The following is a 26,587-nucleotide window of genomic DNA, read 5'->3' as shown; positions in this document are numbered from 1 at the left end:
ATCATGGAAGAATTTGTAAAGGAAGTTTCCCCTTTCAGACGTTTCGCGCGTGAGGAGTGGGCCGCGTTGCGCGCCGATACACCGATGACGCTGACGCAGACCGATCTCGACGAACTGCGAGGTATCAACGATCGGGTGGACCTGAACGAAGTCGAGACAATCTACCTGCCGCTGTCCAGGCTGCTGAACCTCTATGTCGCCGCAACGCAAGGGCTGTTTCGGGCAACCAACAACTTCCTGCATGTTTCAGACCGCAAAGTACCTTTCGTCATTGGCATGGCGGGCAGCGTGGCGGCTGGAAAGAGCACCACGGCCCGTATCCTGCAACGCCTTCTCGCTCGCTGGCCGAAGCACCCAAAGGTCGATCTGGTTACGACGGATGGATTCCTGCTGCCCAATTCCATTCTCGAGCGCGAAGGCCTGATGACAAGAAAGGGCTTTCCCGAGAGTTACGATCTTCCGGCCATTCTCCGCTTCCTATCTGACATCAAGGCCGGAAAGCGCAATGTGACCGCTCCGCTCTACTCTCATCTGACATATGATGTATTGAAGGACGAGCGCGTGGTGATCGATCAGCCGGACATTCTGATCGTTGAGGGCGTTAACGTGTTACAGACGGGCCGTCCTCCACGTGACGGCCGTGGCATTCCCAACACTTCGGATTTCTTTGATTTTTCCATATACCTGGATGCAGATCTCAAGGACCTCCGTAAATGGTATATCGAGCGTTTCCTGACGCTGCGCGACAGCGCATTCCGCAACCCGAAATCCTACTTCCACCGCTATGCGACTCTCTCGGACAAGGAGTCACGCGAGACGGCAACGCGAATATGGGACACGATCAACTTCGTAAACCTGCGTGAAAACATCCTGCCCACCAGGCCGCGCGCAGACTTGGTGCTCCGTAAGGGTGCAGATCATTTCATCCGCAGTGTCTTCCTGCGGAAGCTATAGGAAACCCATCGCTTCTGCGTGACTGTGAAGGCTGATTTCAGGCCGTGCCCCAATATGGGAGATGACTTCCGCTGCCGCGAGCGAACCGAGCCGCGCGGAATCATAGAGCGACTTGCCGTGGGTGTGGCCATAGAGGAAGCCGGCGGCGAAGAGATCGCCCGCTCCTGTGACATCAACGACTGCCGTCACTGGGTGAGCTGGGACTTGGTGGACCTCCCGGCCCACAACCACGACGCACCCCTTCTCCGAACGCGTGACGACGGCCAGGCCACAGTCTGCTCCAATCGCTTTGATCGCACCGTCGAAGTTTTGGGTCTGGTAGAGCGACTTGATCTCCGTCTCGTTGGCGAAGACAATGTCGACGCTACTCCGGATCAATTCGAGGAAGCTATCCCTGTGGCGTTCCACGCAGAAGGAATCTGAGAGCGTGATCGAGGTCTTGCGGCCGGCCGCTCGTGCAATCCTGGCGGCGAGCTTGAAGGCTTCCTTTGCCTCTGGCCGATCCCAGAGATATCCCTCCATATAGGTAACCTGAGCAGCCTCGACTGTCTTCCGGTCAACATCTTCCGTGGTGAGGTTCACGCAGGCACCGAGATAGGTATTCATGGTGCGTTCACCATCCGGAGTGACCAGGATGAATGAGCGTGCGGTGGCGGGGCCATCTTCTGCGGCAGGCGTTTCGAAAACAACGCCCTGCGAGCGCATGTCATGCCGAAAGATCGCGCCGAGCTGGTCACTTTTCACCTTTCCGAAATAGGCAGCATTTCCGCCAAGCGAGGCGACTCCTGCCGCGGTGTTGCCCGCGGAACCCCCGGAAACCTCAATCGCCTGCCCCATATCGGCATAGAGTTGTTCCGCGCGTATCTCGTCGATCAGGTTCATCGAGCCTTTCACCAGCTCGTGGTGGCTGACGAATCTCTCGTCGACCCGTGCGATAACATCCACGATCGCATTGCCAATGCACAGGACGTCGAAGCCAGAACTCGTCATGAAGATCTCCAAGTCACCAATTCAGCTCTCGCCCTAGCGAAGCCCGCTTGCGCTTGCAAGCGTGTGAGATTACCTGTTGGGCATGATCAAGGCTGCAATCAAGGCCATGGGTGACCTCTTTTCGCCCGATTTTCACAAGGTATTGTTGAAGGCGCTGGGCCTGACAATTGCCCTGTTCATCGCGGTCCTCATCCTCACTGAAATGCTGCTCGCGAGCTTCACCCATTTTTCATGGCCTTGGGCTGACAGGCTGGTCGAGGTTGGAACCGGACTTGCTCTGCTAGTGGCCTTCTTCTTTCTGATGGGACCGGTCACTGCCGCTTTCGCGGGCTTGTTCTTAGACCGCATTGCTCAGATGGTGGAGGAGCGCCACTACCCCTGGGATCCCCGAGGGACGCCATTGCCGGCCGGCCGTGCTCTTGCCATGGCCATGCAGTTTTTCGTCTTGATGCTGGTCGTGAACCTGGCGGTCCTGCCCATGGTGTTTTTTGGCATTGGAGCGATTGCCCTGGTGGCGGCCAATGCCTATCTGTTGGGGCGGGAGTATTTCGAAATGGTGGCTATGCGTCACATGCCGGTGGAAGAAGCAAAAGTGATGCGCAAGGAGAACAGTCCGGCGATCTTCTTTGCGGCTCTTCTCCCCGCAGTTCTTTCCCTGATTCCCATCGTCAATCTGGCAGTGCCGCTCTTCGCCACTTCCTATTTCACTCATATATTCAAGTCGGTGCGGGCGTCTTCGGCTTGAACCGGCAGATGTCGGAAATCAAGCATCGCCAGCATTCGGGCTTTCGGGCCTTGCAAACATAACGCCCATGCAAGATCAGCCAGTGATGGGCGTGCCGGCCATATGCCTTCGGGACCGCTTTCAACAGTTTCATTTCCACATCAAGTGGTGTCTTGCCGGGTGCGAGACCGGTCCGGTTCCCCAAACGAAACAGGTGGGTGTCGACTGCAATAGTCGGGTGGCCGAAGGCCGTATTGAGCACGACATTGGCCGTCTTCCGCCCCACCCCAGCCAAGGCTTCCAACGCCTCCCGGTCATCCGGCACCTCACCGCCGTGCTTCTCGATAAGTTGCTGGGACAACAGAATCACGTTCTTCGCCTTATTGCGGAACAGACCGATGGTCTTGATCAACTCCCGCACCGTATCTTCTCCCAGCGCAAGCATCTTGTAGGGAGTATCGGCGATGGCAAAAAGCGGTTTGGTGGCGCGGTTCACGCCCTCATCCGTGGCTTGGGCGGACAGCACAACCGCAACCAAAAGCGTGAATGGGTTAACGTAATGAAGCTCTCCTACCGGCTCGGGATTGGCCCCCTGAAATCGGCGGAACATTTCCTCGATCTCCGCCGGTCTGAGGCGGGTTGCCTTCGCCATGTTTTCGATGTTTCCTTTCGCCTCGATTGGAGAACCGCCAGTGGAAGGTAGCAACAGCAAGGTCTGGGAGGCAACACTGACCCCGCATCGCAGCCTCACCCGCCAAGGCTTTGCGATGGTCATGGGGCTGGTGGTCGCGGTCAATCTTGTCGTCGGTGGAATGTTCGTGGCGATGGGTGCCTGGCCCATCACTGGTTTTGCCGGACTGGATGTTTTGCTCATATGGTGGGCGTTTCGAGTAAATTTCGCGGATGCCCGTCGGCTAGAACGGATTCGTATCACCGAGCATGAACTGGTGCTGGACCGGCTTCGCGACAACCACCCTCCGGAGCAACAGCGCTTCAACAGGCGCTGGGTCAGGGTGGAACTCGAACAAGACCAGGAACGGGAGCTGATTGGCAGGCTGTCACTGGTGTCCGGCCAAACCCGTGCGGCAATTGGCGAATTCCTTGCTCCCGAGGAGCGCAAGACGCTGGCCGTGGCCCTTCGTGCAGCGATCGCTGTTCCCCGCATCTGATCAGCTTTCGGGTGGGAAAGAGGCCTGGCTCGCGGTAGTTTCCCCTGCATGAGCGAAACACTAACCCTCAAAGAGGCGGCCAATGACTATGAGTTGGTGCGCCAAAATCTGGAATATCTCCGCGAGCACTGGCGCGAGCAGCCATCCCTCGACCTCTTGGCGGAGAGGAATGGCCTGAGCGCAGCGCATCTCCAGAGGCTGTTCATGCGCTGGGCCGGGCTCAGTCCCAAGGCATTCGTGCAGGCGCTCACGATTGACCATGCCCGGAAATTACTGCGCGATTCAGCGAGCATTCTCGACGCCAGTTATGAGGTTGGCCTTTCAGGCCCGGGAAGGCTTCACGATCTGTTCGTCACCCATGAGGGGATGACACCTGGTGCATACAAGGCCCGGGGCAAAGGCCTGACAATCCGTTTTGGCTTTCACGACTGTCCCTTTGGCAAGGTTCTACTCATGATGACGGATCAGGGCATTTGTGGCTTGGCTTTCGCAGATCAGGGAGAAGAGCAGGCGAGCCTCCTGGATATGCGTAGCCGCTGGCCCGAAGCCATTTATGTGGAAGATGTTAATGCGACCGCCCCCCACGTGGGACTTATCTTCAACCCAGCAAAATGGCGGGCGGAGCAACCATTGCGGATCGTTTTCATCGGGACGGATTTCGAGACGAAAGTCTGGCAGACCTTGCTAAGGATTCCGCTGGGGCAAGCAACAACCTACTCAGATATTGCCGGACATTTAGGCAATCCGAAAGCCTCAAGGGCTGTGGGGACAGCAGTGGGACGAAACCCGATTTCCTTCGTCGTTCCCTGCCACCGGGTTCTCGGCAAATCTGGCGGGCTGTGCGGCTATCACTGGGGTCTCACCCGCAAACAGGCTATTCTGGGCTGGGAGGCGGGCCTCTTAACCAACCGGTCGCAGTAGCCTGATGACCCTTAAGTACCTGACTTCCGAAGCCGGACGATGATATCGATCCGGTCTATTACGGTGCCTGCCGGGAGCGGTGGGAGGCCCTTCACTTCAAGATCGCTGGCGCCGATGTCGACGAGCGATTCGCTCTCTTCCAGATAGTAGTGGAAGTGATTCGAGGTGTTTGTATCGAAAAAGCTCCGGTCGCCCTCGCAGGCCACTTCACGCAGAAGCCCTGCAGCCTTGAATTGATTGAGCGTATTGTAGACGGTCGCCAGTGACACATCGATCTGGGCTGCCAGGGCCTCTTGATGCAAGACTTCGGCACTCACGTGCCTGTCTCCGGCCCCAAACAAGATGGACGCGAGTGACAGCCGCTGGCGGGTGGGTCGAAGCCCTGCCAATCTAAGCCGCTCCGCGATATCCTGATCGTGAAATTCCATAATGGCCTCCTATATACGCGAAACACCCAAGGCAAGGCAATCTTGGTGCCGGGTGGCGGGTTCACATGTCCGACACCGGGCTTGGACCGGTTATTTCCATGTGATAGGAACGGCGGAACCGGGCAACCGGCGCAGATTGGGACCTAGAGGCAGAATGAACGATCCGAAGTCAAGCTATGACTATGAAGACCTCTTGTCTTGTGGGCGCGGTGAACTTTTTGGACCCGGCAACGCTCAACTTCCTCTCCCACCCATGTTGATGTTCGACCGCATTACGGACATCTCGAAGGATGGCGGCTCCGCGAAACTCGGCAAGGTTGTGGCCGAGTTCGACATCAAACCCGACCTCTGGTTTTTTGGCTGCCACTTCCAAGGCGATCCCGTCATGCCCGGGTGCCTCGGATTGGATGCACTCTGGCAGATGACGGGGTTTTTCCTCGGCTGGCTTGGCGAGCCCGGCCGTGGGCGGGCGCTTGGTGTAGGCGAAGTGAAGCTGTCCGGCATGGTCACCCCGCTCATCAAAAAGGTGACATATGAGGTGGAGATTACCCGCCTCGTGCTGCGCAGGCTCAAGATGGCAGTTTCGAACGGCATCATGAAGGCCGATGGTGAAACCGTCTATCAGGTTACTGATATGAAGGTCGGGCTCTTCCAGCCCACGGCCTGAGAAAGGAAGCAACATGCGGCGGGTCGTCGTTACTGGTCTCGGCATCGTGTCGAGCATTGGCAGCAATGTACAAGAGGTGCTGAATTCGCTGTTTGAGGCGAAGTCCGGCATCGTTCGCGCGGAAGACTACGCAAAGCTTGGCTTCCGATGCCAAGTGCACGGTGCCCCCACATTTGACCTTGAAAGCGTGGACCGCCGGGTCCGCCGTTTCATGGGCGATGGTGCAGCTTGGAACTATGCGGCCATGCAACAGGCCATTGTCGACTCCGGCCTTGAGGAGAGGGACGTCAAGAACGACCTGACCGGTATCATTATGGGCTCTGGAGGGCCGTCCACACGCACCATCGTGCAGGCCGCTGACACCACTCGTGAGAAGGGGCCAAAGCGCGTCGGACCTTTTGCGGTGCCTGCTGCAATGTCGAGCACCAATTCGGCAACACTCGCAACACCCTTTGGCATTCGTGGAGTCAATTATTCGATCTCCTCGGCCTGCGCGACGTCTGCGCACTGCATCGGCAATGCGGCCGAGCTGATACAATGGGGCAAACAAGATGTGATGTTCGCAGGCGGCGGCGAAGAGCTCGACTGGACGCTCTCGGTGCTGTTCGATGCGATGGGTGCCATGTCATCGAAATTTAACGACACTCCCGCCAAGGCCTCCCGCGCCTATGATAAGAATCGCGACGGTTTCGTCATCGCGGGCGGGGCCGGAACAGTTGTTCTCGAGGAGCTTGAGCACGCGAAAGCCCGTGGCGCCAAGATCTATGCTGAGCTCATTGGCTACGGAGCAACTTCGGATGGCTATGACATGGTTCAGCCTTCGGGCGAGGGTGCCGTGCGCTGCATGAAGCAGTCCATGAAAGCTGCAGGCAATATCGACTACATCAACCCCCATGCTACCTCGACACCGATTGGTGACAAGAAGGAAATCGAGGCGATTCGTGCGGTGTTCGGAGACAAGATTCCACCAATCGCGGGTACCAAGTCGCTTACGGGCCATTCACTGGGTGCGGTGGGCGTCCAGGAGGCGATCTATTCGATACTCATGATGAAGAACAACTTCATTTGCGAGAGCGCCAACATCGAGGAAATCGACCCCGAATTTGCTGACATTCCCATCGTCCGGCAGCGTATCAATAACGCCCGCGTCGATACGGTTATGTCGAACAGCTTCGGCTTCGGCGGAACCAACGCAACCCTCGTCTTCCAGCGCTACAACGGCTGATTTCATGACACATTCTTTGATGGCTGGACGCCGCGGACTCATTATGGGTGTCGCGAACGATCATTCTATTGCCTGGGGCATTGCCCAACAGCTGCACAAGCATGGTGCCGAACTTGCCTTCACGTATCAAGGCGAAGCGTTTGGGCGCCGCGTGACCCCGCTGGCAGAATCCGTTGAGTCTAGCATTCTATTGCCCTGCGATGTCGACGATGTTTCAACGGTAGATACTGCATTTGATACGCTGAAGGAAAAGTGGGGCAGTATCGATTTCGTGGTTCACGCCATCGCCTTTTCCGACAAGAACGAACTCAAGGGCAAATACGCCGATACAACGCGCGAGAACTTCATTCGCACCATGGTGATCTCATGTTTCTCCTTCACTGAGATCGCCAAGCGCGCGGCGGCTCTTATGCCCAATGGCGGATCGCTCGTGACCCTAACCTATGGCGGCTCAGTGCGCGTCATGCCGAACTACAATGTGATGGGTGTAGCCAAAGCGGCGCTCGAATCCTCCGTGCGCTATCTGGCGGCGGACTACGGGCCTCAGGGGATTCGCGTGAACGCGATTTCCGCAGGTCCAATGCGAACCCTCGCAGGCGCGGGTATAGGCGATGCGCGTGCCATGTTCAGTTATCAACAGAGCCACGCTCCTCTCCGCCGCACCGTCACGCTCGATGAGGTGGGCGGCGCCGGCCTATATCTTCTGTCACCATTGTCGGGCGGCGTGACGGGTGAGATTCATTATGTAGATTCGGGCTATAACATCATCTCGATGCCGCGGCCGGAAGATCTGAAGAATGGCGTTGGCGACTCCCGAGCGGACTGACGTTCCTCAGCGATCGCTGTAGTTCGACGCCACCAGGGACGTGATACTCGCGTTGCGCCCGGTCAGCGGATTGTCCGGATTCCAGGAGAGTTTGGTTTCATAGAAACGGGTGGCCAAGGCGTCGTACATCAAGAGACGGCCGGCGAGACTTTCTCCGATGCCGAGGATCTCCTTGATGACTTCCATCGCCTGCATCGAACCGAGTACTCCAGGCAGAGCGCCGAGTATTCCCGCTTCCTCGCAAGCGGGGAATAATCCACGCGGCGGTAGTTCCCCCATCAGACAGCGATAGGTCGGCATGGGAACACCGTCTGGTGCGCTTTGATAGGGCTTGAAGGTCGAGAGCTGTCCATCGAATTGGCCCACTGCAGCCGTAATAAGTGTCTTCTCTGCAAAGAAGCAGGCATCGCTGACCAGATAGCGGGTTGGAAAATTATCGGACCCATCGGCGACGATGTCATAGCCTCCGATGAGATAAAGCGCATTTTCGGCCGTCATACGGTAGCCGTGCTCTACGACTTGCACATGGGGATTTATGTTCTGGATTGTCTCCCGCGCGCTTGCCGTCTTGGCAATTCCGATGCGGGAGGTGGTGTGGATAATTTGACGCTGAAGGTTGGAGAGACTGACCCTGTCATCGTCCACAATGCCAATTGTGCCGATTCCCGCTGCAGCAAGGTAATAGAGCAGCGGTGCCCCGAGCCCGCCCGCACCTACAACCAGAACCTTTGACTCTTTAAGTCTGTTCTGTCCGGGCCCGCCGACCTCATGGAGAACGAGATGCCTCGCATAGCGTTCGACCTCATCGGGGGCGAGTGCCATCAACGCGTTCCCGACGAGCCGAAGCCGCCGGCCCCGCGTGCCGTCTCGTTTAACTCTTCAGCTTCAACCCAACCAATGCGTGTTACCGGCGCAATCACCATCTGGGCAATTCTATCGCCACGGGCAATTACAAACGCCTCGTCACCGTGGTTGATCAGCGGGACTTTTATTTCGCCACGATAGTCACTGTCGATGGTGCCCGGGGCATTCAGCACGGTCACGCCGTGCTTCACAGCAAGGCCAGAGCGCGGCCGCACCTGCGCCTCCAAGCCCTGCGGGAGGGCGATGGAAATCCCCGTGGGCATCAAGCAGCGCGCGCCGGGCGCGAGAGTCATTGCCTGACCAGCCCGAAGGTCCATGCCCGCGGCGTCTGCTGTTTCATATGCTGGCAGAGGAAGATCTTTGCCATGCGGAAGACGTTTTATGGCGACCGAGATCATTCCGACGCTTTCTGACGCAGCACGAGCGTCTGTACCAAGCGTCCCATAAGGCGCTGCGCCACTTCATCCTTGCTCATCTGCGGCCAGCTCTCGATGCCGCCGTCAGAAACCAGGTGAACGGTGTTGCGATCGCCTCCAAACACTCCTGAATCCTTGCTGACATCATTGGCGACTATCAGGTCACAACCTTTTCTCTTGAGTTTTGCGATTGCATGATCCGTCACATGCTCAGTTTCTGCTGCAAACCCGACAACGACCCTTGGACGCGCTGCGTGGTGCGAGATCGTCGCGAGTATATCGGGATTTTCGGTGAGCGTGAGGCTCGGAGGTGCGCCGGCTGACTTCTTGAGCTTTCCCGTCGCCTGTGCCGTTACGCGCCAGTCGGCCACCGCGGCCGTGAAGATTGCAATGTCCCCCGGCAGCTCTGCTTCGCAGGCGCGGAGCATGTCCTGAGCGGTTTCCACGGGGATCATCTGAACGCCTGGCGGAACCAGAAGCGCCACGGGACCGGAGATGAGAATCGTCTCTGCGCCGAGATCAACTGCGGCTTTCGCGATTGCATAACCCTGCTTACCGGATGAATGATTGGAGATGAAGCGGACGGGATCGATGGGCTCACGAGTTGGACCGGCTGTGATCACAACCTTCTTGCCTGCAAGTGGCTGTGATCTCGGCTTCAGCAATTCGACTATCGAAGATAATATCTCATTGGGTTCAGACATGCGCCCTGGGCCGAATTCCCCGCAGGCCATCTCCCCCTCATTAGGCCCGACCAATGTCACACCGTCACGCTTCAACACTTCGATGTTGCGTTGGGTGGCTGCATGTCTCCACATGCGAACATTCATCGCTGGAGCCACAAGCACCCTTTTGTCGGTTGCAAGAAGGGCAGTTGAGGCAAGATCATCAGCAAGACCATTTGCCATTTTAGCTATCAGATCGGCTGTGGCAGGTGCAACGACCAGCAAATCCGCCGCACGTGAAAGCTGGATATGACCCATCTCCACCTCGTCGGTGAGGCTGAACAGATGTGTATAGACCTTTTCCCCCGAAAGCCCCGCGAGAGAGAGTGGTGTGACGAATTCCTCCGCTGCTTTGGTCAGAATAATGCGTGTGCGTGCTCCCCGGGTCTTCAAGAGGCGGATGAGTTCGTGGATCTTATAGGCAGCGATGCCGCCGCCGATGATAAGAAGGACAGATTTTCCCGCGAGCGATGTCATCGGTTTACTATGCCAGCAATCTGCGTGTCCTGCCAGTCGTCCTCAAACCGTCAGCTTTATGGCAATGACGGCGAGGGAAATGGCACATAGTGCCAGCCAGATTCGGGTCCAACGGGCGTGCTGGGACTGAGCCCGGGCGAGCTGTTCGGTAGTCTCCGAACTCAGCTTCAGTCCGCCAGTTGCGGCCATGTCTGAGAGCATGGTCGTTACGCGCCTAGCATCTTCAAGCATAGAGGGCAGGCTAATGAATGCTCGCCCCATTGAACTTGTGAACCCCTCCAGCTTCCCTGCGGGCCCCAGCTTTCGTTCGATCCACTCCCGGACGACCGGCTCTGCCGTTACCCACATGTTGAGGCCCGGGTTCAAGGTGCGTGCGACGCCCTCCACAACCACCATGGTCTTCTGGAGGAGCAAGAGCTGAGGCTGCGCCTGCATGTCGAACTGTGCAGTTACCTCGAAGAGCTGAGTCAAAAGGCGAGCCATTGAGATCTGGTTCGCTGGACGGTCCATGATTGGCTCTCCGATCGCTCGGATCGCCTGGGCAAAGACTGCCGGATCATGCTCGCGCGGCACATAGCCTGCCTCGAAATGAACCTTGCTTACCCGCAGATAGTCACGCGTGATGAAGCCATAGAGTATCTCCGCAAGAAACATGCTTTCCTTGGGACCCAGCCGGCCGACAATACCAAAATCCACGGCCACCAGATTGCCCGCTCTGTCGATGAACAGATTTCCCTGATGCATGTCTGCATGGAAGAAACCGTCACGGATAGCATGGCGGAGAAAGCTCTGAATGACCGTATCCCCAAGCGTGACCAGGTCAAAACCCTGTTCGCGGATTTCCTCGACATCCGCAATCGGGATGCCGTCAATCCATTCAGTCGTCAGTACATCACGCCCGGTACGCTCCCAATCGACTTTCGGAACGCGGAATCCAGGGTCTCCAGCACTGTTCTGGGCCATCTCCGAGAGAGCAGCAGCTTCCATTCTCAGGTCGAGCTCCTGCTTCATGGACTGTTCAAGCATATGCACCGCTGCAACGGGTCTCAGCCTGCGGCCTTCGCTGCTGAACTGTTCGATGAGCTGGGCGGCGAAATAGAAGCTGCCGAGATCGGCAGCAAATCGCTTGCCGACTCCAGGCCGCAAGACTTTGACTGCTCGTTCTTGGCCTTCAACCGTTCGCGCCTTGTGAACTTGCGCGATTGATGCGGCGGCCACAGCCGGTCCGAATTCCGAAAAAATCTGGCTGACGTCGGCGCCAAGCGTGTCGCGAATAGTCTGTTTGGCGACGTCGGATGGAAATGGCGGCAACCGGTCCTGCAGGGCCTTGAGTTCGAACGCACGGTGTGGACCGACAAGATCCGGTCTCGTCGCCAGAAACTGACCGAGCTTGATGTAACTGGGGCCCAGAGAACTGAGTGCTTCAGCAACAGCCGATGAGCCGCTTGTGTTCGGCCTCTTGGTCCCCAGTTTTGCGACCGATAGGCCAAGGCGGGCTGACCAGGGAAGCTGCCTCAACTGCTCTGGCGTCAGCAACCCGTCATAAGCCGCGAGCGTGCGGCCGGCTCTCAGCAGTGCAACACTGTATCTGAGGCGGGAGAACATCAGATACGCCAACCGGAATGGATCGCAACCACGCCGCCGGTGAGATTTCGATAGGTAGCATTTGCAAAACCCGCATCGTCCATCATACCCTTGAAGTCCTCCTGCTTCGGGAATGTGCGGATCGATTCGACCAGGTATCGATATGGCTGCCCGTCACCAGTCACGGCCTTGCCCACGGCGGGTATGACGGTGAATGAGTAAGCGTCATAAATCCTGTCAAGCAGCGGAATATCGACTTGCGAGAACTCGAGGCAAAGGAAACGGCCACCTGGCTTTAGCACACGATAGGCCTCAGCCAGCGCCCTATCAATATGAGTGACGTTCCGGATACCGAAGGCGATCGTGTAGCCGTCGAAGCTTTTGTCGGGAAATGCGAGTGCTTCGGCATTGCCAACTGTGAAACTGCAACGTCCCAGAAGACCTTCCGTCCCGGCGCGACTTCTACCTTCACTTACCATTTCGGGGGAGATGTCCGCGACTGTGACCCGAACATTGGGGCCTCCGGCGCGCAATACCCGGAAAGCGACATCTCCCGTCCCACCTGCCACGTCAAGATGGTTGAATGCACCCTGTCCCTTGGGGGGATTCAGCATGGCGACCAGATCATCCTTCCAGAGCCGGTGAAGCCCGCCGGACATCAGATCGTTCATCTGATCATACCGTGCAGCGACTTTGGAGAAGACCTCGTTGACGAGACCCTGCTTGTCGCCCTCGTTCACCTTCCGAAAGCCGAAGGCGACATCCTGCTGGTTTGGTTTGTTTGTCATGGATGTACCTTAGCGGAAAAACCTTACCTTTTCAGCATCGACCTGATTTCACCGAGGCGCATTGCCCCGGTGATCTGTGCCATCAGAAAATAGCTCAATATGCCGCCCGTAACGAGCAGGGTGAGACCCCAAGCCGCAGCAAGGAAGCCTGCGTGTTCGGCATAATTTCCTCTGAGCAGCCATTGCCCCGCGAGCAGCAGCCCGCCCATGACAATGGCGGAGAGAATAATACGCGGCAGGCGCTGGCGCGACCGTTCATCCAAGATGAAGAGGTTACGACGGGTAAGTGTGATGCCTAGAAGCGCAGCGTTCACCCACGCCGCAAGTGATGTGGCGAGTGCTATTCCAGTGTGGCCCAGGAAGCGCGAAAGTATCAAGCTTCCCGCGACATTCACAAGGACAGAAATCAGCGCAAACTTCATCGGCGTTCGCGTATCCTCGCGGGCATAGAACCCTGGCTGGAAGACCTTCGAAAGGGAAAAGGCGGGCAAACCGGAGGCAAAGGCCAGAAGGGCGGGAGCCACAGCAAAGGTATCCGCGCGCCTGAAGGCACCATGCTCGAACACAGTGTGGATGATGGCGTGTGGAATGGCCATGAGAGCAACGCAGGCGGGCAGCGTCAAAAACAGCGAAAGTTCCAGTGCGCGGTTTTGACTGTTGAGGGCACCGCCATCATCACCTGCCCGAAGCCTTCGCGACAGATCAGGAAGGAGAACAACGCCGATAGCAACACCTATGACGCCAAGCGGCAATTGGTAGAGCCTGTCAGCATAATAGAGAAATGCCACTGCACCTGGGATTGTCGTTGCAATCATAGTCGCGACTACCAGGTTGATCTGCATCACACCGCCAGAGACGATGCCTGGTCCGGATAGAGCGATCACGCGTTTGACGTCAGCCGTCAACCGGGGCCGGCGCGGCACCAGGCGCATGCCGGCGCGCCGGCAGGCGATAGCAAGCAACGCATATTGCGCCACACCCGAAGCAAACAGGCCCCACGCAAAAATGTACCCAGTTTCTGGTGTGTTGCCAGTGGCGAGTATCCACGCGACAACATTTGAAATGATCATCACTACATTGAGCAGGATGGGTGCCGCCGCCGCAGCGGTAAAGCGATTCAGACTGTTCAGCACGCCTGATTGAAGCGCTGTAAGTGACATGAAGAGAAGGTATGGAAAACAGATGCGCGTGAGGTCCACCGCCAGCTGAAACTTCTCTCCATCCGCCTTGAAGCCGGGTGCGATTATATAAATGACGACGGGCATAGCGATCATTGCCCCGGCCGAGAAGATGATTAGCCAGGCCAAGAGAAACGAAAAGATCTCAATGGCGAAATCGCGGGCCTTGGCCTCCCCTTCTGCCTCCACTCTCTTGGCAAACAACGGAACAAACGCGTTGTTGAAAGCGCCTTCTGCGAAAAGTGCACGGAACAGGTTGGGAAAGCGCTGGGCCACGAAGAAGGCCTCCGCAACGAAGCTGGTGCCAAGTGCGAATGCAATTAACTGGTCCCGAATGAAACCGAGTACGCGGCTTACCAGCGTCAGGCCACCGACAGTCGCTGCAGATCTAAGGAGAGACATCGGCAATCAGGCCCTTATCAGCGCAGGTTGCGCAGACGTCAGGATGCTGGCCATCGCATGCTCGATCTGGGCATGGCGTGTTGTATTTTCGATCTTCGCACCCGTGAGGTCCGTTACGTAGAAGACGTCGATTGCTTTCTCACCAAAAGTGGTGACGTGAGCAGACGCGATATTGAGATTCAGTTTGTAGAGGGCTTCAGTCAGATCATAGAGAAGGCCGATCCGGTCCAGACCATTGATTTCGATCACCGTGAAGCGGTTGGACGAATTGTTGTCGATGATGACACGTGGTTCCACGGTAAACGCTTTCATGCGATGTTGCGGCTTGTAAGCGCGTGCCACAGCTTCTTTCAGCCACAGTTCGCCCCGTAGCGCTTTGCGCACCAATTCTGCAATGCGCTCGGCACGGCGGCGTTCGTCTTCCTCGTCTGTGAACTCGCGCTGTATCAGGATGGTATCGAGGGCCATTCCATCCGTTGTGGTGAATATTTGCGCACCGGCAATATTGGCACCAGCTGCCGCACATGCCCCGGTGATAAGAGCGAGTAGACGTGGATGGTCCGGTGTATAAATCGTCAGTTCTGTGATGGCCGTAAATGAATCTGTCTCGAAACTGGTGACGACGCTCTTGGGCGAAGCACTTGCTATGAGTTGGGCGTGTTTAACCTGTTTGTCGGTTGAGGTGCCCAGCCAATAGGCATCATAGTGACGCGCCGCGTAACTTTTCCGCTGATCATCGTTCCATGAGGGCATTCGCTCATAGAATGTGCTCTGCGCCTCCATCACACGCTCTTTGCGTGAGACAGCGGTGTGGCCGCCCGTCAGAACAGGTTCTGCTTCTGTATAGAGCGTTCGGAGGAGCTGGCCCTTCCAGCCATTCCAAACTCCCGGTCCAACCGCGCGAATGTCTGCCACGGTCAAAATTATTAGCAGCTTGAGGCGCTCGACGCTCTGCACCACGGCACAGAAGTCGAGAATGGTCTTGAAGTCGTTCAAATCGCGCATTTGCGCGGTTTCACTCATCAGGAGGTGATGGCGAATGAGCCAAGCGACCGTTTCCGTTTCCGATGCGGTCAATCCAAGCCGCGGACAAAGTTCAAGCGCGATTCGCTCACCCGCGATGGAATGATCCTCCTTCCGGCCCTTGGCAATATCATGGAGGAACACTGCAACATAGAGAAGGCGGCGGCTTGTGATGGTGGGAAAGATCGCCGTGGACAGCGGATGGTCTTCGGAGAGCCTGCCGCGTTCGATGGCCGAGAGATGCCCCACAGCGCGGATCAAATGTTCGTCCACTGTATAGTGATGGTACATGTTGAACTGCATCATCGCGACGATGCGGCCGAAAGGAGGAATAAATCTTCCAAGCACCCCGGCTTCGTTCATCATGCGGAGCACTATGTCGGGGTCTTCGCTCGCTGTGAGAAGTTCGAGGAAAATGGCATTCGCTTCGGTATCATCCAGAATGTTGCGGATCAGACCCAGTGACTTCCGGAGCAGCTTCAGCGCATCCGGATGAATTTCGGCTCCGTGCCGCCCGGCAACCGCAAAGAGCCGTATCATGTTAACAGGGTTCTTGATGAACACGTCGGGCGAACTCGGCACCACGCGGCCGCCCTCAACCCGGAAATCCGGTGCGTCCCGCAGCGTTCCGGAGGACTTCGAAATGAGGCGCCCGATCACTCGGCCTAGACCAGGGACGTCCTTTACTTGGCGCGCCTCAAGGCTGGCGCAGAGAATGCGGGTCAGATCTCCAACATCTTTTGCGACAAGGAAGTAGTGCTTCATAAAACGTTCGACGTGCCTCAAGCCGCCGTGTGCCTTGTAGCCAAGCCGTTCGGCAATGTCTGATTGCCGGTCGAAACTCAGCCTGTCGTTGCCGCGCTTTGAAAGAAAATGGAGGTGGCAACGCACTGCCCATAGGAAGCGCTCGCATTTCTTGAAGATAGCCAGCTCTTCCCGAGAGAAAGCCCCTTTTTCGGCCAAGTCATCCGTTGAGTTTGTTGCGTAGATGTATTTGGCAATCCAGAACAATGTATTGAGATCCCGAAGCCCGCCCTTACCATCCTTGACGTCGGGTTCAACGAGATAGCGGCTCTCGCCGACCTTCAGGTGCCTCAGATCACGTTCGCCGAGTTTGTCCGCGATGAATTCCTTGGCACCCCTGGAGACGATTTCCCGGCGAAAGTCGGTAACAAGACGGTTAAACAGCCGTTCGTCACCACAGATGTAGCGTGCTTCAAGAATAGCAGTGAGAATCGTGTTATCTGACCTAGCAAGCCGGAGACACTCGTCGATGCTGCGCGTGGCGTGACCCACCTTCTGACGCGTGTCCCACAAGCAGTAGAGGATGAACTCAACGATATTCTGCACACGCTCGGTCTGCCGCGCCGGAAGGACGAACAAGAGATCGATATCGGACCCTGGCGCTAATGTACCGCGTCCGTAACCACCAACCGCGACAACGGCAATGCGCTCGTCCGTCCCTCGCGCCGGAAAGAGAGTGCCGTTTGCGAGATCGAAAAGGCCCCGGATAATCTCATCTTCGGCACCGCTCAAGGCTTCCGCGCAGCGCGTACCTTCACCATCTGATATAAGCTGCCGTTCCGCCATCGCATGTGACTGCGCGAGAGCGTCTTTGAGGATATTGACGGCTGCCGAGCGTGCTCCCGCTGGGTCAGCGTGGTGCTCTTTGCCAGCGGCCGCCAAGCGCTCATGAAATGCGGCAGTGTCGATCAGATTTTGCAATGGTAGCAGGGGCCTCATTGCCGGCTGGCCTTCAACAAGGTCTTCAGTTCATAGAGCAGGTCCAGCGCATCCCGTGGTGAAAGCTCGTCGACCATGACCTGCGCGAGCTGGGCCTCCACTTCACTCTCACGGGACGTCGGCGGGAGGCGTGCCAGGGCAAACAGCGGTAGTTCTTCGGCGAGGCTTGTCGCGGAGGTCTTTGATCCCTCCCTCTCCAATCTTTCGAGCACTATCTGCGCGCGGGCAATGACAGCCGAAGGTAGGCCCGCAAGCCGCGCGACATGAATACCGTATGATCGATCTGCCACGCCGGAGACAACCTCGTGAAGGAAGATGATCTCTTCTTGCCAGTCCTTCACTTTCATTGTCGCGTTGGCAAGATGTGGAAGCTTTGCCGCGAGCTGCGTCAGCTCGTGATAGTGCGTTGCGAACAGTGTGCGGCTCTTATTGACGCTGTGAAGGTGCTCGAGCGTTGCCCATGCAATCGACAGGCCGTCATAGGTGGCGGTTCCGCGCCCGATCTCATCAAGGATCACGAAAGATCTCTCGGTGGCTTGATTAAGTATGGCAGCGGTTTCTACCATCTCAACCATGAAGGTCGAGCGTCCCCGAGCGAGGTCATCCGCCGCACCCACACGGCTGAACAGCCGGTCGACCGCTCCAAACTGGACTTCTGCCGCTGGCACGAAGGAGCCCATTTGCGCCAGAATGACGATCAATGCATTCTGGCGGAGGTAGGTCGACTTGCCTGCCATGTTGGGACCGGTCAACAGGCAGAGTCTCTTCTCTTCACCGGAAACAGTGCAATCATTTGCTACAAAGGACGCCGATGCACTGTCTTGCAGTGCCGCCTCGACGACCGGGTGGCGGCCGCCTCTGACGGTAAAGGCTGTTGAACCATCAACGCGGGGCCGCACATAACGCCGGCGCTCTGCCACCTCCCCCAGCGCGGCCGCCGCGTCCAGTTGCGCCGTCGCACCCGCAATTTTTGAGAGCAGGTCGCGCCGCGAGCTCACTCTGGCGCACAGGGTTCCGAATATCTCCTGCTCGATGGCAAGCGCCTTCCCGGCTGCAGCAGCAATGCGCTGATCAAGCGATGCAAGCTCTGTGGTTATAAACCGCACGGCGCTGGCCACAGTCTGCCGATGGATGAAGAGCCCAGTCTGCTCGGGAGACTGCAGCGCTGGAGCAGCCGATGCCGGCACCTCAATGAAGTAGCCAAGTACGTTATTATGCTTCACCTTAAGCGTCTTGACGCCCGAGACGGCACTGTAGCGGTTCTGCAGCCCTGCGATTACATGGCGTGTCTCATCGCGCAGAGTTCGATTTTCGTCCAGATCAGTGGAGTAGCCGGGCTTCACGAAGCCACCGTCCCTTGCCCAGGCGGGAAGGTCGCTGGCAAGCGCATCATCGAGTTCACGCGCGAGGTCCAGATCGCACCAGCTCAGCGTTTCGCAGATCTGATCGAGATTTTCGGGCAGGCCGCTGATCGTGGCGCTAGCGGCAAGCCGGTGGGCGAGATGGCCCGCTATCATCAAGCCATCGCGGATTGCAGCAAGATCGCGGGGTCCGGTTCGGGAAACGGCTATGCGCCCCAGCGCGCGTTCCAGGTCTGGCATATTGGTGAGCAGCTTCCGCACATCGTCTCGCAGAGGCTGGTCGTTGACAAAATGGGCGACGTCGTCGAGCCTGTTTGCAATGGCATAAGGGTCGCTTAGAGGATTTGAGAGTCGCGAGCTGATGCATCGCGACCCTGCCGCAGTGATCGCAAGGTCAATGACTGAAAGAAGACTTCCCCTCCTTTCACCATGCAGCGTGCGCGTGAGTTCAAGATTGGCACGCGTCGCAGGGTCGATCAGCAAGGTCGTGGTTGGGCTTTCCCGGCGTGGCGGCCGCAAATGCGGCACCCGTCCCGCCTGGGTGATGATGATATACTCTAGAAGTCCGCCAAGTGCTGAAATCTCTACCCGTGAGAAGCTGCCGAATCCGTCCAGCGCGGCAACTTCGAACTGCTCCTTGAGACGCCGCTCGGCGGAAACCGAATCGAAGCGCGCAGAAGGGAGCGGAGAAAGGGGCGCCCCTGCCCTTTCAAGAACAGCGACTATCTCGTTGTCCGCGAGCAGGCCTTCGCTTGCGATGATCTCGCGGGGATCAAGCCGGGCGAGATCAGCGGAAAGCCGGGACATAGTGGTCTGAAGGACGGCAAGCTCACCAGAACTGATATCCGCCCAGGCAATGGCCAACTCATCTGCCGCTCTGTTCCGGGTGACGCTCGCGAGAAAATTGTTGCTGCGCGAATCAAGGAGATTTTCTTCCGTCAGTGTGCCTGGCGTCACCAATCGAACGATGTCGCGCTTCACCACTGATTTGGAACCACGTTTCCTCGCTTCTGATGGATCTTCCATCTGCTCGCAGACGGCCACACGGTGTCCTTGGCGGATGAGCTTCTGGAGATAGGCGTCCGCTGCGTGCACGGGAACGCCGCACATCGGAATGTCTTTGCCGAGATGCTTGCCGCGCTTGGTGAGGGTTATTCCCAATACGGCAGCTGCCAGCTCGGCATCTTCGAAAAACAACTCGTAAAAATCGCCCATCCTGAAAAAGAGGAGACTTCCCGGATTTGCCTGCTTCAAGACCAGGAACTGGGCCATGACGGGTGTCGCGCGGGAGGAGCCATCCTCCCCCGTGGCATCACCGCTATGGTCGAAGTCATTCACCGGCCTTCCATAGCAGGAATCGACCAACGAGGTACAATGGTCGAGTTCGGAAGGCTTGAGTGTGGCTCTGCCCGTCTCTAGTCTGGCGCCAGAGATCCCCGAGTAGATTTTTGAGGCATGATATGGACCAGAAGCCGCGCCGCCCGACCATCACCGACGAGGAGGCCTTGCAGTTCCACCAGCAGGGAAAGCCCGGCAAGCTGGAAATCACCCCGACAAAACCCATGGCAACGCAGCGCGACCTGTCGCTGGCCTACAGTCCGGGCGTTGCTGTGCCTGTCCGCCGCATCGCCGAAAACCCCGAAACGGCATACGATTACACCGCCAAGGGCAATCTCGTGGCCGTTATCTCGAATGGCACAGCCATCCTGGGGCTGGGGGATCTGGGGGCGCTCGCCTCCAAGCCGGTGATGGAGGGTAAGGCGGTCCTGTTCAAGCGATTCGCGGATGTGGATTCAATCGATCTCGAAGTCGACACCAAGGACGTCGACCAGTTCATAAACGCGGTACGGTATCTGGGCCCCTCCTTCGGCGGCATTAATCTGGAAGATATCAAAGCACCTGACTGCTTCATAATCGAGCAGCGGCTGCGGGAAATGATGGACATTCCCGTCTTTCACGATGATCAGCACGGAACGGCCATCATTGCCACGGCTGGTCTGATCAATGCGTTGCACCTCACCAAGAGAGATCTGAAGACGGCCAAAATCGTTTGCAATGGTGCAGGCGCTGCCGCGATTGCGTGTGTGGAGCTCATTAAATCGCTTGGGGTCCCAAATGCCAATGTGATTCTCGCAGACTCAAAGGGCGTTGTGTACAAGGGCCGTACTGAAGGCATGAACCAGTGGAAGTCGGCTCATGCGACGGACACGGACGCGCGATCGCTGGCGGACGCACTGAACGGGGCCGATGTTTTCTTCGGGCTCTCCGTCGCTGGCGCTCTCACGCCTGCGATGGTGAAGAGCATGGCCGCCAATCCGATCATTTTCGCCATGGCCAATCCCGACCCCGAGATTACGCCGGAAGAGGTTCTGGTTGTACGGCAGGACGCGATTATGGCGACGGGCCGCTCTGACTATGCCAACCAGATCAACAATGTTCTTGGCTTCCCCTATATTTTCCGAGGCGCCCTGGATGTCCGCGCGCGCACCATCAATGATGAAATGAAGATTGCCGCTGCCCAGGCTCTCGCCGGCCTTGCGCGGGAGGACGTTCCGGATGAAGTCGCCGCCGCCTATCACGGCTCTCGGCCCTCCTTCGGCCGTGACTATCTGATACCCGTCCCGTTCGACCCACGCCTGATCTCGACCATTCCTGTGGCCGTCGCAAAAGCCGCCATGGAAAGTGGAGTCGCTCGCCGGCACATCGCTGATCTCGAAGAATATGCACATACGCTGTCAGCCCGGCTCGACCCGATTGCCGGAACCCTGCAGAGCGTGTTTGAAAAAGTCCGAGTGGCACCCCGGCGCATGGTATTCGCAGAGGGTGAAGAGGATCGAATGATCCGGGCCGCAAACAGTTACGCCAGCGCTGGTCTCGGCCGCGCGATTCTCATCGGCCGTGAGGCGCAAATCCAGCAGACGCTCGCAAGCGGTGTGCTTGAGCTTCACGAAAATGTCGAAATCTCTAATGCCCGCGTTTCGGAACGTAATGTCGACTATGCAAACTTTCTCTATGAGCGGTTGCAACGCAACGGCTATCTTCTTCGCGACTGCCAGCGTATCGTAAATCAGGACCGGAATGTCTTTGCCGCCTGCATGGTGGCGATGGGCGATGCCGACGCCATGGTCACCGGCCTGACCCGCAATTTTTCCGTCGCACTCGACAATGTTCGCCAAGCCATCGACAATCGCCCAGGCCACAGGCCCATTGGGGTTTCGATGGCACTTGTGCGCGGGCGCACAGTGTTCATTGCAGACACCTCGATCCACGAGCTTCCTACACCTGATGAACTGGCAGATATTGCGCAGGAAGCAGCGGGCGTTGCCCGCCGCTTTGGCTATGAGCCGCGGGTCGCATTTCTGTCTTACTCAACGTTCGGCTACCCTCGCGGTGAACGTGCGGCCTATGTTCGCGACGCTGTGTCGGTGCTGGACCGGCGGAAAGTGGATTTTGAGTATGATGGCGAGATGGCGGCCGATGTCGCACTGTCGCGTGAGGCGATGGCGCTCTACCCCTTCTGCCGGCTGACCGGGCCTGCCAATGTCCTTGTCATGCCCGCGGCGCACTCGGCATCGATCTCCACAAAGATGCTGCAGCAATTGGGTGGCGTTACAGTTGTAGGGCCCCTGCTCACGGGCCTCGATCGCCCGGTGCAGATCGCGTCAATGTCTGCGACAGCATCAGAAATTCTGAACCTTGCGGCAATAGCGGCCTATGACATCAACCGTTAGGCTGCCCGAAATGCGAAAAATACCGCGCATTGATGGCAGCCACCGGAAGGACGATTAGGACGTCAATTGTATTGAACTGCCGGTCTATCACTGCGCCATCGCCAATGTAGCAGCCGAGCCGCAGATAGCCTTTGATGAGCGGCGGTAAGCCTCTCAGAGCCCGCCGCTGATCAATGGCATCAGGTGCTATGAGCCGCATGTTGACGTAGTGGCTGGGTAGAGCGCGAACTTCCCACTCCGGAGGCGCCTTTGCTTCAGCTAGAAGGCTCAAAGCCAGCGCATGGGTATATGGGTCGGTCCCTTCAAGACTGGCGCAGCCCAGCATCACATGCATGTCGTAGGCACGCACATAATTCCAGATTCCCTGCCAGAGAAGTTCGACAACTGGTTTCGTGCGGAACGGCTCCAACACGCAGGAGCGGCCAAGTTCAAGGAAACGCAGATTCGGATGGGCGGCAATGAGTGGCGCGATGTCAAATTCACGTTGAGTGTAAAAGCCACCATGTTTATCCGCTACGTCCTGCCGCAATAAGCGATAGGTGCCGATCAACTCGCCATCACGAAGCACAATAGACCGTTCGCCGGCAGTGGTGCCTCGCTGCACGACGACAAGATGATCACAGATTGCGTCGAATTGATCGCTATCGAGTTTGCGGTCGGCAGCGATAGGGTCTGCAGACGCCCCCAGTTCCTCATAGAACACGCGGAACCGCAAATGTTGGCAAGCTTCGATCTCGTCCGCTCCACTGGCGAGGCGAAGAACGAGCGAACCCTTCTCGGCGCTTATCTCTGGCATCTGCAGCAGCGATCTTATCTCCTCAGGGAAAACTGCCACAGGCGGATCGAATTTGAAAGATCAGAGAGACTTCTCAGACCGCAACCTGACGCATCACGAGGCGTGAAATTGCTTCCTTGAGATCCATCGCATCAAAGGGCTTTGCCAAGTGTCCGTCCATGCCAGCGGCGAGGCATCGCGCAATATCGTCCCGATGTCCGTGTCCAGTGAGAGCGAGAATGGGCAAGTGGGGTGTTGTTGCTCTCGCTTCCATGACGCGAATACGCCGTGTCGTTTCGATGCCGTCGAGCCCCGGCATCTCCACATCCATGATGATGAGATCTGGCCATGGGCCAGCCGTGAGCAGCTGCAGTACCCCCTCACCCGATGCGCGTTGCGTAACACGATAACCTTCACGCCTCAGAATCGTGCTGGCCAGAAGTGCATTTACAGCGTTGTCTTCTGCAAGGAGTACATGATGGATGCGCCGTACACCCGGTGGGGAGTCGTGACTCTTACGGTCAGGAGCGCCTTCAGTTCGAGCACCATTTTCAATGAACGTCATGAGCCGCAACAGGGAATGGCGCCGGAATGGCTTCAGAAGATAACCCGTGAGCGGCATATCCGTCAGATCTGTGAATTGCTGGCGTTCCTCGGCCTTCATCATGACGAATACGCGGGGCGTCTTTATTCCTGACTTCAACGGCAGCACCTGGCGAAGGGTGCCAGCGAAGTCGCTATCGCAAATATAGGCGGCCGGAGCCGTGTCAGTGTTGTCCCCAATATGCTGGGCCAAGGCGTCATGCTCATAGATCACGGAGACGGTTGCGCCACTGTCTTCCAGCGTTTGCCGAATGTGATCAGCCGTAATTGACGGTGGCGCGGCGAGAATGAAGCGCCGGCCACTTAGCAACTCAAGTGGGTCATGTGGAGCGGCACTTTTCAAGGGCAACCAAACTTCGAAAGACGAGCCATTGCCGGGAGTGGATCTGACAGAGATACTGCCTCCCATCGCTTCCACCAGTTTGCGGGAGATTGTGAGACCGAGACCTGTCCCCCCGAACAACCGCTGGGTATCTTCATTTCCTTGTGTGAACTCGTCAAAGATTCTTTGCTGTTCATCTTCTGTCATTCCGATGCCAGAATCGGACACAGTGATGACGATTTGACCATGTGGATGTTGCGTTGCACTGATGCCCACGCCCCCAGACGGTGTAAATTTTATGGCATTGCCGCACAGATTGAGCAGCACTTGCCGCAAGCGTTTGTCGTCGCCGATCAGCTGTGGTGGAATCTGCGTCGAGACAAAGCTTGAAATCTCGATGCCCTTGGCATGCGCCCGTGGCGCAAGTAACTCAGTCACAGATTCAATGAGAGCCGCAAGGTCGAAGGGCTCCTCTATAATGGCAACCCCGTCACGGTCGGCGTTAGATGAATCAAGAAGCTCATCAACAATCGAAAGAAGTGCACGGGCAGAGGACTGTACCGTCCTGGCATAGTTTTTCTGCTCAGGGGTGAGTTCAGTTTCGAGAAGAAGGCCGACCATGCCAAGGATTCCATTCATCGGCGTTCGGATCTCGTGGCTGGTGATGGCCAAGAACCGAGATTTCGCAACATTGGAAGCTTCTGCTTTGATGTGAGCCCGGTGAAGCGAAGCAGCGGCAGTGCCCAGTGCCGCGAGCCGCCGTTCCGTTCCGCGGCGCCAAAGATGCTGCGTGAGTGCAACGGTTGCCGCAATGACGAGGCCGGCGAGCGCCAGTCCCAGAACTGCCATATTGGGTGTGGGCGAGAGCGCGGCAGCCCATGCAACTCCACTGAACATTAGGACAAGCGCCAGTGATGGGAGGAGGCTTCCATAACCCATGCTGGGCCGTTGAAAATCATCAAGGGCGTGGTTGAGACTAGTATCGTCGCGCGCGCGCCCCGCCGCCGATGACAGCGAGCTGGTCGGACCTGTGTTCTCTGGCTGGCGCATGTAGTAAGCCTTGCCACGGGCCGATTTCAAAATGCTTACCCATTCGCATTGTGGTTAATGAATAGTTAAGCAAGGTCCGTGATGTTATGCAGCTGTCTGAAATGCTGCAAGCTTCTGACGGTAGCTCAGCGCTTCTGCTATGTGAATGCGGGAGACCTGCTCCCGGCGGTCCAAGTCAGCAAGTGTTCGCGCCACCCGAAGAACGCGGTGATATCCGCGAGCTGAGAGCTTCATTACGTCCGCTGCGTCCCGAAGAAGAGAGAGACCTTGCGGGTCCGGTCTGGCGATCTCTTCAAGAAGAGCACCGTCCGCCTCCGCATTGGTGCGGAAATCCGGCTTGCCGAGTTGGAGGAAACGCTGTGCCTGTATCTGACGTGCGGCAAGAATTCGTGCGGCCACATCATGGCTCGCCTCTTTGGGGGGAGGGAGCGTGAGGTCCGAGGCTTTAACCGCTGCCAGTTCAATTTGAATGTCCATCCTGTCTAGCAGAGGGCCGGAAATACGGGCCTGGTAGTCGGACGCGCAGCGAGGACCTTTGCGGCAGATATGGCCTGGTTCACCCGCCATTCCGCACTTACACGGGTTCATTGCTGCCACGAGCTGAAAACGAGCAGGATATGTAACGTGATAATTGACCCGCGCTACGACCGTCTCTCCCGTCTCCATAGGCTGGCGGAGTGATTCGAGCACACGCGGTTGGAATTCTGGGAGCTCGTCGAGAAAGAGGACACCATGGTGCGCGAGTGCCATTTCGCCTGGTTTGGCGCGCAGGCCGCCACCCACCAGAGCAGGCATGGATGCGGAATGGTGCGGAGCGCGGAAGGGACGCCGTCTGGAGAGTTGTCCATTTGACAACTCTCCCGCGAGGGAAGCCACCATGCTGACGTCTAGCATCTCTCTGGAGTCCATTGGCGGCAGGATCGATGGCAGACGTTGAGCCAGCATCGACTTCCCCGCCCCAGGTGGCCCAACCATGAGCAAGTGATGTCCACCCGCAGCTGCCACTTCAAGCGCCCTTTTGCCAGATTCCTGACCCTTGACGTCTTTGAGGTCTGGAAGACGATCCGTCTCCACGGCAACCGTTGGCTTGGGACGGGTCAGAACTTGCGTGCCCTTCACGTGATTAATCAATTGAATGAGGTTCTCTGGTGCGAGGATATCGGCATCCTCGCCTGCCCAGGCGGCCTCGGGACCAGACGCCTTGGGGCAGATCAGACCCATATCCCGCCCGTTGGCGGCAATTGCTGCCGGCAACACGCCCGATACACCGATGATTGCCCCATCCAAGGCAAGTTCACCCATGGCGAAGTACCGTGTGAGAAAGTCCTGCGGCAGGATTCCCAGGGCCGCGAGGACTGCAAGACTGATCGGAAGATCAAAATGGCTTCCTTCCTTGGGGAGGTCGGCGGGCGAAAGGTTCACCACAAGGCGTTTTCCCGGCAGCGCCAGGCCGATTGCATGCAAGGCGGCTCTAACGCGTTCACGGCTTTCTGCGACAGCCTTGTCACCCAGTCCGACAACGTTGAACTGTACCAGTCCGGATAAGAATTGCGCTTGCACATCGACAGCGACAGCCTCAATTCCCTGAAATGCAACTGTCGCGGCGCGCGATGTCATGACAACCTCCTGAACTTGACGTTA

The 26,587-nt window shown here is 57.5% G+C and carries 22 protein-coding genes; 8 read left to right on the top strand and 14 right to left on the bottom strand.

The genetic code is table 11. The features are described from left to right. The first annotated feature begins 3 nt into the window (after window positions 1–3). A complete protein-coding gene (gene coaA / locus ACO06F_RS12045; protein ID WP_421692998.1) occupies window positions 4–954 on the top strand; it encodes a type I pantothenate kinase in 951 nt (316 codons plus the stop codon). Here coaA and ACO06F_RS12040 read toward each other — a convergent pair. Then, on the bottom strand, window positions 949–1,944 hold the full coding sequence (locus ACO06F_RS12040; protein ID WP_421692997.1) for an adenosine kinase: 996 nt from the start codon (window positions 1,942–1,944) through the stop codon (window positions 949–951). The genes coaA and ACO06F_RS12040 overlap by 6 nt on opposite strands. Window positions 1,945–2,026: 82 nt before the next feature. Between ACO06F_RS12040 and ACO06F_RS12035 the strand changes: the two genes are divergently transcribed. Beyond that, window positions 2,027–2,689: an EI24 domain-containing protein gene (locus tag ACO06F_RS12035; protein ID WP_421696671.1), complete on the top strand. Its 663-nt coding sequence runs from the start codon at window positions 2,027–2,029 to the stop codon at window positions 2,687–2,689. Here ACO06F_RS12035 and nth read toward each other — a convergent pair. After that, a complete protein-coding gene (nth, locus tag ACO06F_RS12030; protein WP_421692996.1) occupies window positions 2,661–3,320 on the bottom strand; it encodes an endonuclease III in 660 nt (219 codons plus the stop codon). The genes ACO06F_RS12035 and nth overlap by 29 nt on opposite strands. Here nth and ACO06F_RS12025 point away from each other — a divergent pair. After that, window positions 3,319–3,837 carry a DUF2244 domain-containing protein gene (locus ACO06F_RS12025; protein ID WP_421692995.1) on the top strand — a complete coding sequence of 173 codons (519 nt, stop codon included), beginning with the start codon at window positions 3,319–3,321 and terminating at the stop codon, window positions 3,835–3,837. The genes nth and ACO06F_RS12025 overlap by 2 nt on opposite strands. Before the next feature lie 48 nt (window positions 3,838–3,885). Further along, a complete protein-coding gene (locus ACO06F_RS12020; RefSeq protein ID WP_421692994.1) occupies window positions 3,886–4,758 on the top strand; it encodes a methylated-DNA--[protein]-cysteine S-methyltransferase in 873 nt (290 codons plus the stop codon). Window positions 4,759–4,769: 11 nt separating this feature from the next. Here ACO06F_RS12020 and irrA read toward each other — a convergent pair whose 3' ends face one another. Beyond that, a complete protein-coding gene (gene irrA / locus ACO06F_RS12015) occupies window positions 4,770–5,186 on the bottom strand; it encodes an iron response transcriptional regulator IrrA (protein WP_421692993.1) in 417 nt (138 codons plus the stop codon). Between the two features lie 154 nt (window positions 5,187–5,340). Between irrA and fabA the strand changes: the two genes are divergently transcribed. From fabA to fabI, 3 genes are read left to right on the top strand one after another with little or no spacing between them, the layout of a single operon-like run. Continuing rightward, window positions 5,341–5,853 carry a 3-hydroxyacyl-[acyl-carrier-protein] dehydratase FabA gene (gene fabA / locus ACO06F_RS12010; protein WP_421692992.1) on the top strand — a complete coding sequence of 171 codons (513 nt, stop codon included), beginning with the start codon at window positions 5,341–5,343 and terminating at the stop codon, window positions 5,851–5,853. Between the two features lie 13 nt (window positions 5,854–5,866). Continuing rightward, on the top strand, window positions 5,867–7,078 hold the full coding sequence (fabB, locus tag ACO06F_RS12005; protein ID WP_421692991.1) for a beta-ketoacyl-ACP synthase I: 1,212 nt from the start codon (window positions 5,867–5,869) through the stop codon (window positions 7,076–7,078). 19 nt (window positions 7,079–7,097) lie between these two features. Then, window positions 7,098–7,904, top strand: a complete 807-nt coding sequence (gene fabI / locus ACO06F_RS12000) for an enoyl-ACP reductase FabI (RefSeq protein ID WP_421692990.1) — start codon at window positions 7,098–7,100, stop codon at window positions 7,902–7,904. A 6-nt stretch (window positions 7,905–7,910) separates the two neighbouring features. Here the strand turns inward: fabI and ACO06F_RS11995 are convergent, their stop codons facing one another. Genes ACO06F_RS11995 through mutS form a run of 8 tightly spaced genes read right to left on the bottom strand, consistent with a single transcriptional unit; the run spans window position 7,911 to window position 19,803 of the window. Continuing rightward, window positions 7,911–8,726 (bottom strand): HesA/MoeB/ThiF family protein, encoded by an 816-nt coding sequence (locus ACO06F_RS11995; RefSeq protein ID WP_421692989.1) that lies wholly within the window; start codon window positions 8,724–8,726, stop codon window positions 7,911–7,913. After that, on the bottom strand, window positions 8,726–9,166 hold the full coding sequence (dut, locus tag ACO06F_RS11990; RefSeq protein ID WP_421692988.1) for a dUTP diphosphatase: 441 nt from the start codon (window positions 9,164–9,166) through the stop codon (window positions 8,726–8,728). The genes ACO06F_RS11995 and dut overlap by 1 nt, the downstream gene beginning before the upstream one ends. Continuing rightward, window positions 9,163–10,386, bottom strand: a complete 1,224-nt coding sequence (gene coaBC / locus ACO06F_RS11985; protein ID WP_421692987.1) for a bifunctional phosphopantothenoylcysteine decarboxylase/phosphopantothenate--cysteine ligase CoaBC — start codon at window positions 10,384–10,386, stop codon at window positions 9,163–9,165. The genes dut and coaBC overlap by 4 nt, the downstream gene beginning before the upstream one ends. 42 nt (window positions 10,387–10,428) lie before the next feature. Next, window positions 10,429–11,991: a 2-polyprenylphenol 6-hydroxylase gene (ubiB, locus tag ACO06F_RS11980; RefSeq protein ID WP_421692986.1), complete on the bottom strand. Its 1,563-nt coding sequence runs from the start codon at window positions 11,989–11,991 to the stop codon at window positions 10,429–10,431. Continuing rightward, the gene (gene ubiE, locus ACO06F_RS11975) at window positions 11,991–12,758 is read right to left on the bottom strand and encodes a bifunctional demethylmenaquinone methyltransferase/2-methoxy-6-polyprenyl-1,4-benzoquinol methylase UbiE (protein WP_421692985.1); all 768 of its coding nucleotides are present in this window, start codon (window positions 12,756–12,758) and stop codon (window positions 11,991–11,993) included. Before ubiE ends, ubiB begins: the two co-directional genes overlap by 1 nt. Window positions 12,759–12,781: 23 nt before the next feature. After that, window positions 12,782–14,338 carry a murein biosynthesis integral membrane protein MurJ gene (gene murJ, locus ACO06F_RS11970; protein ID WP_421696670.1) on the bottom strand — a complete coding sequence of 519 codons (1,557 nt, stop codon included), beginning with the start codon at window positions 14,336–14,338 and terminating at the stop codon, window positions 12,782–12,784. 6 nt (window positions 14,339–14,344) lie between these two features. Next, on the bottom strand, window positions 14,345–17,104 hold the full coding sequence (locus ACO06F_RS11965) for a [protein-PII] uridylyltransferase (RefSeq protein ID WP_421692984.1): 2,760 nt from the start codon (window positions 17,102–17,104) through the stop codon (window positions 14,345–14,347). Beyond that, entirely contained in the window at window positions 17,101–19,803 is a 2,703-nt protein-coding gene (mutS, locus tag ACO06F_RS11960; protein WP_421692983.1) for a DNA mismatch repair protein MutS, read from the bottom strand. Before mutS ends, ACO06F_RS11965 begins: the two co-directional genes overlap by 4 nt. A 122-nt stretch (window positions 19,804–19,925) precedes the next feature. Between mutS and ACO06F_RS11955 the strand changes: the two genes are divergently transcribed. Further along, on the top strand, window positions 19,926–22,196 hold the full coding sequence (locus ACO06F_RS11955) for an NADP-dependent malic enzyme (RefSeq protein WP_421696669.1): 2,271 nt from the start codon (window positions 19,926–19,928) through the stop codon (window positions 22,194–22,196). Here the strand turns inward: ACO06F_RS11955 and ACO06F_RS11950 are convergent. From ACO06F_RS11950 to ACO06F_RS11940, 3 genes are all read right to left on the bottom strand, one after another. Next, the gene (locus ACO06F_RS11950) at window positions 22,186–22,992 is read right to left on the bottom strand and encodes a GNAT family N-acetyltransferase (protein WP_421692982.1); all 807 of its coding nucleotides are present in this window, start codon (window positions 22,990–22,992) and stop codon (window positions 22,186–22,188) included. The genes ACO06F_RS11955 and ACO06F_RS11950 overlap by 11 nt on opposite strands. Before the next feature lie 73 nt (window positions 22,993–23,065). After that, window positions 23,066–24,976, bottom strand: coding sequence for an ATP-binding protein (locus tag ACO06F_RS11945; RefSeq protein ID WP_421692981.1), 1,911 nt, complete (start codon window positions 24,974–24,976; stop codon window positions 23,066–23,068). A 54-nt stretch (window positions 24,977–25,030) separates the two neighbouring features. Further along, window positions 25,031–26,563: a YifB family Mg chelatase-like AAA ATPase gene (locus ACO06F_RS11940; protein WP_421692980.1), complete on the bottom strand. Its 1,533-nt coding sequence runs from the start codon at window positions 26,561–26,563 to the stop codon at window positions 25,031–25,033. Window positions 26,564–26,587: the final 24 nt, after the last annotated feature.

The sequence above is a fragment of the Aestuariivirga sp. genome, from assembly GCF_965227715.1.
Taxonomy (GTDB): domain Bacteria; phylum Pseudomonadota; class Alphaproteobacteria; order Rhizobiales; family Aestuariivirgaceae; genus Aestuariivirga.
Note: the sequence above shows the minus strand (reverse complement) of the source record. Positions and strands in the feature narration are given on the sequence as shown.